This is a genomic window from Mesorhizobium sp. M7A.T.Ca.US.000.02.2.1 (assembly GCF_003996995.1).
In the GTDB taxonomy this organism is placed as follows: domain Bacteria; phylum Pseudomonadota; class Alphaproteobacteria; order Rhizobiales; family Rhizobiaceae; genus Mesorhizobium.
In genome coordinates this window covers 1-11,379 of the sequence record NZ_RZTT01000193.1, presented here as the reverse complement: position 1 = coordinate 11,379, position 11,379 = coordinate 1, and the positions used below count along the sequence as shown (strand labels likewise).

9 protein-coding genes are annotated in these 11,379 nt (G+C 62.9%); 5 read left to right on the top strand and 4 right to left on the bottom strand.

Going from position 1 to position 11,379, the window contains the following annotated elements; genetic code table 11:
* Positions 1-667 (bottom strand): cysteine synthase A (locus EOD15_RS18795; RefSeq protein WP_127408726.1); only part of this gene is annotated, 667 nt, incomplete at its 3' end.
* Positions 668-995: 328 nt separating this feature from the next.
* On the opposite strand from EOD15_RS18795, the gene EOD15_RS18790 reads away from it, so the two are divergent.
* Positions 996-1,817 carry an SDR family oxidoreductase gene (locus EOD15_RS18790; RefSeq protein ID WP_127323154.1) on the top strand — a complete coding sequence of 274 codons (822 nt, stop codon included), beginning with the start codon at positions 996-998 and terminating at the stop codon, positions 1,815-1,817.
* A gap of 78 nt (positions 1,818-1,895) precedes the next feature.
* Entirely contained in the window at positions 1,896-2,870 is a 975-nt protein-coding gene (locus EOD15_RS18785; RefSeq protein WP_127408725.1) for an alpha/beta fold hydrolase, read from the top strand.
* A gap of 103 nt (positions 2,871-2,973) precedes the next feature.
* Here EOD15_RS18785 and EOD15_RS18780 read toward each other — a convergent pair whose 3' ends face one another.
* Positions 2,974-4,395 (bottom strand): DEAD/DEAH box helicase, encoded by a 1,422-nt coding sequence (locus tag EOD15_RS18780; RefSeq protein WP_023812066.1) that lies wholly within the window; start codon positions 4,393-4,395, stop codon positions 2,974-2,976.
* Between the two features lie 407 nt (positions 4,396-4,802).
* Here EOD15_RS18780 and EOD15_RS18775 point away from each other — a divergent pair, with 407 nt between their 5' ends.
* Positions 4,803-6,335, top strand: coding sequence for an acyl-CoA carboxylase subunit beta (locus EOD15_RS18775; protein ID WP_127408724.1), 1,533 nt, complete (start codon positions 4,803-4,805; stop codon positions 6,333-6,335).
* A 40-nt stretch (positions 6,336-6,375) separates the two neighbouring features.
* On the opposite strand, the gene EOD15_RS18770 is transcribed toward EOD15_RS18775, so the two are convergent.
* Positions 6,376-8,379 carry a hypothetical protein gene (locus EOD15_RS18770; protein ID WP_127408723.1) on the bottom strand — a complete coding sequence of 668 codons (2,004 nt, stop codon included), beginning with the start codon at positions 8,377-8,379 and terminating at the stop codon, positions 6,376-6,378.
* The gene (locus EOD15_RS18765; RefSeq protein WP_127322094.1) at positions 8,376-9,920 is read right to left on the bottom strand and encodes an NAD(P)H-hydrate dehydratase; all 1,545 of its coding nucleotides are present in this window, start codon (positions 9,918-9,920) and stop codon (positions 8,376-8,378) included. The genes EOD15_RS18770 and EOD15_RS18765 overlap by 4 nt, the downstream gene beginning before the upstream one ends.
* Before the next feature lie 359 nt (positions 9,921-10,279).
* On the opposite strand from EOD15_RS18765, the gene EOD15_RS18760 reads away from it, so the two are divergent.
* Both EOD15_RS18760 and EOD15_RS18755 read left to right on the top strand, forming a co-directional pair.
* Positions 10,280-10,618: a P-II family nitrogen regulator gene (locus EOD15_RS18760; RefSeq protein WP_006205430.1), complete on the top strand. Its 339-nt coding sequence runs from the start codon at positions 10,280-10,282 to the stop codon at positions 10,616-10,618.
* Between the two features lie 65 nt (positions 10,619-10,683).
* A partial coding sequence (locus EOD15_RS18755) for a glutamine synthetase beta-grasp domain-containing protein (RefSeq protein ID WP_185929019.1) occupies positions 10,684-11,379 on the top strand: 696 nt, incomplete at its 3' end.

Here is an 11,379-nt window from a genome sequence, read left to right as displayed (position 1 = left end):
GCTCGCCGCTGGTGTAGAAAGAATAGAGCGCGGCCCCCAGCGGATCGGCGAGCGCGATCTTCACATCCCGGCTTTTGGCTTTCAGTCCGGAGGCGACGCCGGCCAGCGTGCCGCCAGAACCGACCGCCGACACGAAACCGTCGACCTTGCCGCCGGTCTGGCTCCAGATCTCCTCCGCGGTGGTGCGGATATGGCCGTCACGGTTGGCGACATTGTCGAACTGGTTGGCCCAGATGGCGCCGTTCGGTTCTATCTTTGCCAGTTGCTCGGCCAGCCGCCCCGACAGTTTCACGTAGTTGTTGGGATTCCTGTAGGGCACGGCCGGCACCTCGATCAGCTCAGCGCCGAGCAGCTTGATCGTGTCCTTCTTTTCCTGGCTCTGCGTATCGGGAATGACGATGACGGTCCGGTAGCCGAGCGCCTTGGCGACCAGCGTCAGCCCGATGCCGGTATTGCCCGCCGTTCCCTCGACGATCACGCCGCCGGGCTTCAGCAGCCCGCGCTTCTCGGCGTCGCGGATGATGAACAGGCCCGCACGATCCTTGACCGACTGGCCGGGATTCATGAATTCGGCCTTGCCCAGGATCTCGCAACCGGTTTGTTCCGAAGCTTTGTTGAGGCGGATCAGAGGCGTGTTGCCGATCGCGTCGATCACAGAACGGGGCATTCAGGATTCCTTGTGTAGGTGCGCCGAAACCCTAGAAACCCGAAGCTGCGGTTTCAAGGCAAGAATTTGTCTGGTCCAGTCGCATTTGCAGTGCTGTTGTTGCGTCGGCGCTTCACGAGGCTGGCCTCTTGCGCCACTGTTGATTTCCGGCTGACGTTGAAAAGCGGCTTTTCATTCGATTTCTTCACCGCTAGAGCAATTCCAGGAAAAGTGTGAAACGGTTTTCCGTCCGGAATTGCGTAGAAACAAGGAGATAGGGCAGTTCGCCGTTTCCGTGAAACGGTGAACCGCTCTAGAGCAAAGCACCAACAAGTCGACAGGGCGCAGCATGACACTCTACCGGGCTAACCCGAAGCACGGCGTCGCCTGGATCACGGGCGGCTCAAGCGGCATCGGCCGTGCGCTGGCCAGGGATCTTGCTTCCCAGGGCTATGCCGTCGCGGTGACGGCGCTTGACGACGATCCGATCGACACGCTTGTCGTCGAGACCGCGCAGATGCCGGGCAGTGTCACGGCCTTTCCCTGCGATGTCACCGACGAGCCGCGCATGGCAAGAACCGTCGCCGCGATCGAGAAGGAGCTCGGTCCCATCGTGCTCGCCATCTTCAATGCAGGGAACTACATTTCGACGCCGGGGGAGAATCTTGTCGTCAACGACTTTCGCCGGTCCTTCGAGGTCAATTATTTCGGCATCATCAACGGCCTCGTGCCCGCGGTCGAACGCATGCGTGTGCGGGCGCGCGGCCATGTCGTGCTGGTCGGCTCGGTGACATCCTATTTCGGCTGGCCGACAACGGCCGCCTATGGCGGCACCAAGGCGGCCATCAACATCCTGGCCGAGTCGCTGAAGTATGATTTCGACAAGATGAACGTGCGTATCCAGGTGTTCAATCCCGGCTTCATCGACACCCCACTGACCGAGAAGAACATGCTGCCCATGCCGGGACTGATGCCGGTCAGCCGCGCATCGCGCCGCATGGCGCGGGGCATCAAGTCGGGCGGCTTCGAAGTCCATTTCCCGCGCCGGACCAGCTGGCCCCTGAAACTGCTCGGCCTGCTGCCGAGACCGCTGTGCAGAGGGTTTATCAGCCTGATGACCGGTTGGAAGGCGCGGCCGCTGCATTACGACCGCAAGCCCCCGATCGAATAGGACGCCGGCGAAATTGGCAGGCTCACCGTTTCGGGCCGCCTTGGTCATGGTTGAGACAAGTGCTGCGTGGAGTCTGCGATGGGGCGACGGATCGTGCTTGCTGTGCTGGGCCTGATCGCCATTCTCGCACTGGCCTTCGTGCTCGGCCCGCGCGTTCGCGTCGACACCACGATCCGTTTCGATCCCTCGCTCATCGCTGACGATCCGCAGGCCTATGTGGCAAAGGCGGAAGCCGCCATCCCCGGAATCCGTGACGGGCTGGAAAAAGAGATCGTCTGGGCCGATCCGTTGGTGCATGCCAGGACGCCGCTGTCGATCGTCTACATCCACGGCTTTTCCGCATCCAAGGGCGAGGTCCGCCCGCTGCCCGACGAAGTGGCGGAACAGCTTGATGCCAATCTCTTCTACACCCGGCTCACCGGTCACGGGCAGGATGGCGCGGCGATGACGCAAGGCAGCATCAACGCCTGGATCAACGACTATGAGGAAGCGCTCGCCATCGGCCGGGCGATCGGCGACAAGGTGATCATCATCTCGACGTCGACCGGCGGCTCGCTGGCGGTCTGGGCGGCAACGCAGCCCGGTGCATCGGACGGGGTGGCGGCGATTGCGTTCATCTCCCCGAACTTCGGCGTCAAGGCTTCGGGCGCCGAGATCCTGACCATGCCGTGGGGCAAACAAATCGCCAGGCTGGTCGCCGGCAAGGAACATAGCTTCGTGCCACGCAACGCGCTGAATGAAAAATTCTGGACCACCCGCTATCCGATCGAAGCAACCTTGCCGATGCAGGCGCTGACCGAGCTTGCCTATGGCGCGCCGGTGGAGAAGGCGACCATCCCTGCTTTGTTCATCTTTTCTGATTCGGACAAAGTGGTGCGGGCCGACCGCACCCGCGAGATTGCCGGGCGCTGGGGCGCGCCGCATGAACTGGTTCCGGTCGATGACACCGGCGACCCGGACAATCACGTCATTGCCGGCGACGCGCTGTCGCCATCGACCACGGCGTTTCTGGCGCAAAGGATCGCCGTCTGGATCGAAGCGGTGGTGAAGTAAGCCGACGAAAAAGGGCGGCCGAAGCATCGCTTCAGCCGCCCTTTCCTTGGTCTGTCCCGGCAATCAGCCAGGCTAAGCCTGACTGACTACAACGCGATCTGGCTTACGCAGCCCGCGCAGCCGGACGCTTGCCGCCGAAGCGACGCTTGTTGTTGCCCTTGAAGGCCGGCTTGGCGCCATCCGGCTTGCGCTCGCCGGCGAAGGCAGGCTTGTCACCGAAGCGCTTCTTGCCAAAGCCGTTGCCCTTGTTCTCGCCACCGGGCCGCCTGCCGTCGCGACGGCCATTGCGGTCGTTGCGATCATTGGCCGGCTCGAAACGCTCGTTCTTTTCAGCCGGATTGCGCAGCGGATCGGGGCTGCCGAGATGGTCGGCAACGATCGGCAGCTTGGTGCGGATGATGCGCTCGACTTGGCGCAGCTTGCTGTTCTCGGAAGGATCGCAAAGCGTTATCGCGATGCCGTCCATGCCGTTGCGGCCGGTGCGGCCGATGCGGTGGACATAGCTCTCGGCTTCATCAGGCAAGTCGAAATTCACGACATGGCTGATGCCGGGGACGTCGATGCCGCGCGCCGCAATGTCGGTCGCCACCAGAATGCGCACCGAGCCGTCGCGGAAATCGTTCAGCGCTTTCTGGCGGGCATTCTGCGACTTGTTGCCGTGGATGACGGCGGCCTTGAAGCCGTCGCGCTCGAGGTCCTTGGTCACCCTGTCGGCACCATGCTTGGTGCGCGAAAAGATGATGACGGACTTCATCGCTTCATCGGCGAGCATCGTCGACAGAACCTGGCGCTTCTGCTTGGTGCGGGCAAAGACGACGCCCTGCACGATCTCGGCCGCCGCCGTGCTTTGCGGCGCGACTTCGACACGAATCGGGTTCTTCAGCAGGCCCTTGGCCAGTTCGGCGATTTCATTGGGCATGGTCGCCGAGAACAGCACCGTCTGACGGTCGGGCGCCGTCGCCTTGGCGATGCGCTTGACGTCGTTGATGAAGCCCATGTCGAGCATGCGGTCGCCTTCGTCCAGCACCAGCCATTTGGTGTCGGCAAGCACGAGGTCGCCCTCACGCACCAGGTCGGTCAAACGGCCGGGCGTGGCGATCAGGATGTCGACGCCGGGAGCAACCTTCTTCACCTGGCTGAAGCGGGACACGCCGCCGAGCACAAGCGCGGTCGAGACATGCGCGCCCTTGGCGAGGATCTTGATCGTGTCTTCGATCTGCACGGCGAGTTCGCGCGTCGGCGCCAGGATCAGCGCACGCGCCGTCTTCGGCCGGCGCTTGGTGCCAAGCGCAATGATCTTCGACAGGATCGGCAGCGCGAAGGCTGCGGTCTTGCCGGAGCCGGTCTGGGCGATGCCGAAAATGTCACGGCCTTCCATCTGAGGCGGGATCGCCTGTGCCTGGATCGGCTTCGGCTCGGCGAAGCCGGCGTTGTGGGTGGCCTTGAGCAGCGCGCCCGTAATACCCAGTGCCGCAAAACCGGTGAGTTCCGCAGTGCTACCGGGCAAAGTGTTTTCGTTGGTCAAAATAATCTTCTTTCACGCGGCTTCTGGCCGCAAACATCGATGGCGGCAGGGCGCAACCTGCCGTCGAAAAATCTGTGATGAACGACAAGGCGGGCGGACGTATTCGTCCACTCGGCTGCGCTGTCGTGCCCGCAGGCATCATGCCACGGGGCTTTTTCGCCGCTTTGTGATTTACCGGAAAAAGGGCCGATATACCGGAAAGAGGGAAAACAGACGCAACCAGTCTCATTCGTCGAGAAGGCCGGATTCGTTCCCGGCCCAAGCGCCTATGGGCTGCATATGGCTGAGTTCGCCGCCAAATGCAAGGGGCGTCATGCTGCAGCGCAACAAAACCCGTGGCGCAAGCGCGCTTGCGCTCGCTTGCCGGCACGATTACCACGAAATGCCACTGGCTTGGGAGGTAATCGATGAAAGACGTTCTCAAGGAACTCGAGCGCCGCCGCGAGATTGCCCGCATGGGCGGCGGCCAGGCTCGCATCGATGCCCAGCACAAGAAGGGCAAGCTCACCGCGCGCGAACGCATCGAGGTGTTTCTCGACGAGGGCTCGTTCGAGGAATTCGACATGTATGTCGAGCACCGCTCGACCGACTTCGGCATGGAGAACACCAAGATCGCCGGCGACGGCGTCGTCACCGGCTGGGGCACCGTCAACGGCCGCCCGGTCTACCTCTTCGCCAAGGACTTTACCGTATTCGGGGGCTCGCTGTCGGAAGCGCATGCCGAGAAGGTCATCAAGGTGCAGGAGATGGCGCTGCGCAACCGGGCGCCGATCATCGGCCTCTACGATGCTGGCGGCGCGCGCATCCAGGAAGGCGTGGCAGCACTCGGCGGCTATGCCGAGATTTTTCAGCGCAACGTGCTGGCCTCAGGCGTCATTCCGCAGATTTCCGTCATCATGGGGCCGTGCGCCGGCGGCGACGTCTATTCGCCTGCCATGACCGACTTCATCTTCATGGTGCGCGACACTTCCTACATGTTCGTCACCGGACCGGATGTGGTGAAGACCGTGACCAACGAGACGGTGACCGCCGAGAGCCTCGGCGGCGCCTCCGTCCACACGATGAAATCCTCGATCGCCGACGGCGCCTATGACAATGATGTCGAGGCGCTGTTGCAGATGCGCCGGCTGGTCGACCTGCTGCCGGCTTCCAACACATCGGAGCTTCCCGAGATCGAATGCTACCAGTCGGTCACCGATCATGATTTGTCGCTCGACCGGCTGATTCCCGACAACGCCAACAAGCCCTACGACATCAAGGAACTGATCATGAAAGTTGCCGACGAAGGCGACTTCTTCGAGATCCAGCAGAACTTCGCCAAGAACATCGTCACCGGGTTCGGGCGTGTCGAGGGCCGCACCGTCGGCTTCGTCGCCAACCAGCCGATGGTACTGGCCGGCGTGCTCGATTCCGACGCCAGCCGCAAGGCGGCCCGTTTCGTGCGCTTCTGCGACTGTTTTTCGATCCCGATCGTCACCTTCGTCGATGTCCCGGGCTTCCTGCCTGGCACCGCGCAGGAATATGGCGGGCTGATCAAGCATGGCGCGAAACTCCTGTTCGCCTATGCCGAGGCCACCGTGCCGAAGATCACCGTCATCACCCGCAAAGCCTATGGCGGCGCCTATGACGTGATGGCGTCAAAGCATCTGCGCGGCGACATGAACTATGCCTGGCCGACGGCGCAGATCGCGGTGATGGGTGCCAGGGGGGCGGTGGAGATCATCTATCGCAAGGACATCGGTGACATCGAAAAGATCGCAGCCCATACAAAGGCTTACGAGGATCGCTTCCTGTCGCCCTTCGTCGCCGCCGAGCGCGGCTATGTCGATGAGGTGATCATGCCGCACTCGACCCGCCGCCGCATCGCGCGCGCGCTACGCATGCTGCGCAACAAGGATATGCAGAACCCCTGGAAGAAGCACGACAACATCCCGCTGTGAGGCGTGGCTGGGCATCTATCCGAGGTAACGGTCGGGCAGCTCACTCCTCTTCCGCCGCGCCAAATCCTGCCCCCATGGTGGCGCGGACAGGGCTGCCCCATGGCGTCGCGTGATTGTCGATACGCATCTGGAAGATAAAGTAAGTCGGCGAGCAGAAGCCGATGCCTTTCACCTTGCCGATGCCCGGCGTGTCAGGCGGCAGTGACTGGCACATATAGTCCTCGCGGCAGAAATGATCGGCCGAACAGGCCGGCCGGTTGCCGCGATTGACGGCGCCGCCAAGACATTGGTCGAAATTGTTGGTGGCCACGCAGATATCGAATTTCTTGCCGCCGACCAGCCCGCAAATCTCGTTCGGCATCGGCTTGCCGGCTTTGAAGGCCGCGAAGTCGCGGTCCTTGTCGTCGCAGCCGCGATAAGCGATCCCGCCCGGCACGCCGATCTTCGGCGGCCGGCAGGTATAGGCGGTGCGCGAGACATCCGGGGCGAAGGCCGCGAACTGGCCCGATCTGCTGTAGCGGTCGTTGAAAGGCTGCACCGCGTTGCTGGCGATCGAGCCGGTCAGGCAGGGGTGGCCGGAAAACATTTTTTCGCTGTCCTTGGGCAGCAGGCATTGCGCCAGTTTCGTGTGCACGCCTGAAGCGGTGGCCAGCGGCGTGCAGACGGTGCCGCCGTCGCATTGCCAGGTCGCGCCGAACCGCGCGGCATCTTCCGGCATCAGGCACGGCATGGCCATCTCCGCCGGCGCGTAATCGACCGCGTCGGCGTTCGTCCAGACCGCCGGCGGCGCAAAGGAGAGCGGACGGAAGCGGTTCGGCTGCTTGCCTTCGGCCGTGGCGGCGAGCCACGCCTGGCGCCGCGGGATCTCGGCATGAAGATGCGGCGAAATCCCGACCTCGATGCGGTTCAACGGCGATGTCGTCTTGTCGTCTAGCCCGATGAAATGGAAACCGGCGGTCGAACCGGCCTGATGGCAACCCTGGCAGGCGCCGTTGTCCAGCCGCTCGACCAGCGCTTCCGGCGTGCGCACCAGTTTCAGCGCGGAATAGTCGAGCGGTGCGAATTCCTTGGGCTGGAATAATTGCGTAAACGGATGATTGGCCTGCCGCGCGCTGCCGAAGGTCGACCATGAAATGATCTTTCTGGCCAGGAACTCGTCGGGGATTTCATAGACGCCTTCGTCGACCGCCGGCAGATTGGCGCCGACATAGGCGGCAAGCCGTGCTTTCAGCGCCGCGTCCTGCGAGAGCCGTGCGGTGTCGGGCGTGTTCTCCAGCGGCTTCTCGCTGATAGCAGCGCCATAGATGCCGAATACCCGCATGAGATAGGCCGCCTGCCCGCCGAACTCGGTTTCCTGGCCGGACGGGAAGCGCACCACCTGCGCGTTGAGCTCCAGTTGCTTGAAGGTCAGCCCGGCCTTCTCCAGCGGCCCGCCGGTCAGCCAGCCGGCATCGACGCTCTCGTCAAGCTGTGGCGCCCAGCGTCCGGCAGTGCCGACGCAGCCGCCATCGGCATCGGGCGCGGCGCTGTAGACGGCATTGAAGTTGAAAGGCAGGCGTGATGCCAGCAGCTTGCCGTTCTTGCGAAAACTGTAGGCCAGGCGGTAGATGAAGCGCACCTCGCCGCAGCTCCTGTCGCCTTGCAGCGGCATGAAATCGCGACGGTCGAGCCGGTTGACGACGCCGACCAGACGGAAGCGCGCGGCGTCGGTCTTCAGCCAGCGCACGTCCATGATGCGGCCGACATTGCCGTCTGTCACCTCGTAGAGCGGCCGCCCGCCGGCCTTCATCTCGGCGCGGAGCGCCGCAACATCGGAGGCAACGATGTCAACGATGGCGTGATAGGCGGGGGCCTCGTCGTAAAGCGTCTTTAGACCGTCCTCGCCGTCAACCCCCAAAACATCGGCGAAGCCGAAACCCCCGGCATCGAGCGCGGCGAGCACCGCCGGATTGTCGATGACGGTTACGGGGCCTTCGGCGCGCGCCGTCGACGCCACGAAGGCGATAAAGAAAGTGGCAAGCAAAAGAGCAAAGGGACGGCTCATGGAGCGGCCGTGCGCGCGTCGAAGAGTTCACGCAACACCGGCAGCAGCGCCAGCGGCAGATCCTCGGCGATCAGGCCGGGTCCGAACCGGCTGCCGGCTTCAGCGTGTAGCCACACCGCCGCGCAGGTGCCCTCGAAGGGCGGCATGCCTTGTGCGAGCAGACCGGCGATGATACCCGACAGCACGTCGCCTGACCCGGCTGTGGCCAGCCACGGCGCACCATTGGAATTGATGGCTGCCTTGCCATCAGGCGCAGCTATGACCGTGTCGGCGCCCTTGTAGACGATCGTTGCGTTGGCCCGCGCGGCAGCCGCTCGCGCCTTATCCAACTTCGACATGGTTTTGTCTCCGGCCACATCTGGGAACAAGCGGCCGAATTCACCCTCATGCGGCGTTATCACCAACACTGGAGCGTTTGGCTGACGGGCGGCTTCGAACAGCGCCTGCGGCTGATGGGCCAGAGAGGTGATGGCATCGGCATCAAGCACGATCGCTCCTCCGTGGTTTGCAGTTTGCGATGCGCGTGCACCCTCCGCCAAGGTCTTGATCAGTTGCAGGGCGAAATCGCCGACCTTGGGCTTTGGCCCGAGCCCCGGTCCAAACACCAGCGCCTCGGGATGGCGCGCCGTCAGAAATTCCTGCACCTCCTCGAGTGACCCCGCCTCTCGCAGCATGATCGAGGTGAGGTGTATCGCGTTCACCTGCATGGCATTGCCAGGCGACAGCACGGTGACCGCCCCTGCCCCGCTTCTCGCGGCGGCCATCGCCGACAGCCGCGCCGCGCCGGTAGCACTGGGACCGCCGGAAAAGACGCCGACATGGCCGCGCTTGTATTTATGCGCGTCCACCGCCGGCACCGGAAATTCCCGCAACCACAGGTCCGGCACATTTTCGAAGGTCGAGACGGCGAGCTGGGCGATGATGCCGTCATCGATGCCGATATCGGCGAGCACGATCTCACCGCATTGCCCGCGCCCCGGCAGCAGCAATTGGCCGGGCTTTTTCCGCGCGAAGGTGACGGTGACCTCGGCGCGAAACGCCCTGCTCAATATTTCGCCGCTGGCTCCCGAGACGCCCGACGGCAGGTCGATCGCGACCACAGGCAGGCGCAGGGCTGTCACGGTATCGACAGCTTTCGCGGCATCGCCGGACAGCGGCTTGGACAGCCCTGCCCCATAGAGCCCGTCGATCACGATCGAGCCGAATTCGGCGTCGAAATCAGACAGCGGCCGGGACTTGACCAGGGATTCCGCGGCGGCGAGCGCCGCATCGCTTTCCGGCCTCGGCGCTCCGGATGACCAGATCGTTGTGCCGACGCCGCTGCCGGCCAGGAGGCGTGCGACGACATAGCCATCGCCGCCATTGTTGCCGGGCCCGCAGAGCACATGGATGTGCTTTGCCGAGGGATAGCGCTTGAGCACCTCGGCCGCGACCGCTTCGCCCGCGCGCCGCATCAGGCTGATTCCATCGGCCGGACCGGCCGCGATCGACAGCCGATCAGCCTCGCTCATTTCGGCCGGGGAAAGAAGTTCGTTGCTCATGGATTGCCGATCCGCATGCTATCGCGCATTGTCCAATTTCGATCCTAAGCAAACAAGGGGGAGTTGCCGAGATCTGCAGCCATAACGTCGGCACGATAGGCATCGCGGGCAGAAAATTGCCTGCGGGATAGGCGATATGCCTGATTTTTGTGCGGACGCGGGTGCTGGCGCTGTGTAGGCTTTGGCAGCCCATGCCGCTTCCGGTGCAGCGAATGACGCGAATTTGCATCCCGGTGCGGCGCGGCTTTGAAATCTTATGAGACCGCTTCGAATCCGCTGAATTGGCACAGTTCGTGCTTGATGGAGGCGCAAGCGGGGGGTCACAACCCGTTTTTTTGGCAGTGGAGGCCACTTTTTACATGAAAAAGATCGAAGCGATCATCAAGCCATTCAAGCTGGACGAAGTGAAGGAAGCGCTTCAGGAGGCCGGACTGCAAGGCATAACCGTCACCGAGGCAAAGGGCTTCGGTCGTCAGAAGGGCCATACCGAACTCTACCGCGGCGCCGAATATGTCGTCGATTTCCTGCCCAAGGTGAAGATCGAGGTCGTGCTTGGCGACGACGCGGTCGAAGGCGCCATCGAGGCCATCCGCAAGGCGGCCCAGACGGGCCGCATCGGTGACGGCAAGATCTTCGTCTCCAACATCGAGGAAGTCGTGCGGATACGCACCGGCGAAACGGGCATGGACGCGGTCTGAACCGACCGCCCCATCCTCCTGAAAACGTCATCATCAAAAAAAGTCATCACACAGGGATACACGACATGACGACAGCCAAAGACATCATGAAGCAGATCAAGGACAACGACGTGAAATTCGTCGACCTGCGCTTCACAGACCCGAAGGGCAAGCTGCAACACGTGACGATGGATGTCATCGAGGTCGAGGAAGACATGTTCGCCGATGGCGTGATGTTCGACGGCTCGTCGATTGCCGGCTGGAAGGCCATCAACGAGTCCGACATGGTGCTGATGCCCGACCCGGAAACGGTTCACATGGATCCGTTCTTCGCCCAGTCGACCATGGTCATCCTGTGCGACATCCTCGATCCGGTTTCGGGTGAATCCTACAACCGCGATCCGCGCGGCACGGCCAAGAAGGCCGAGGCTTACATGAAGGCCGAAGGCATCGGCGACACCATCTATGTCGGCCCGGAAGCCGAATTTTTCGTCTTCGACGACGTGAAGTACAAGGCCGATCCCTACAACACCGGTTTCAAGCTCGACTCCACGGAACTGCCGTCGAACGACGACACCGACTACGAGACCGGCAATCTCGGCCACCGTCCGCGCGTCAAGGGAGGCTACTTCCCAGTGCCGCCGATCGACAGCGCGCAGGACATGCGCTCGGAAATGCTGACCGTGCTCGCCGAGATGGGCGTGCGCGTCGAAAAGCATCACCATGAGGTGGCGGCGGCGCAGCACGAACTCGGCATCAAGTTCGACGCACTGGTACGCAAC

Coding starts and splice junctions, on each gene's coding strand:
- EOD15_RS18760 (WP_006205430.1), top strand. CDS start 10,280: ATGAAAAAGATCGAAGCGATCATCAAGCCATTCAAGCTGGACGAAGTG.
- EOD15_RS18765 (WP_127322094.1), bottom strand. CDS start 9,920: ATGAGCAACGAACTTCTTTCCCCGGCCGAAATGAGCGAGGCTGATCGG.
- EOD15_RS18770 (WP_127408723.1), bottom strand. CDS start 8,379: ATGAGCCGTCCCTTTGCTCTTTTGCTTGCCACTTTCTTTATCGCCTTC.
- EOD15_RS18785 (WP_127408725.1), top strand. CDS start 1,896: ATGGGGCGACGGATCGTGCTTGCTGTGCTGGGCCTGATCGCCATTCTC.
- EOD15_RS18775 (WP_127408724.1), top strand. CDS start 4,803: ATGAAAGACGTTCTCAAGGAACTCGAGCGCCGCCGCGAGATTGCCCGC.
- EOD15_RS18790 (WP_127323154.1), top strand. CDS start 996: ATGACACTCTACCGGGCTAACCCGAAGCACGGCGTCGCCTGGATCACG.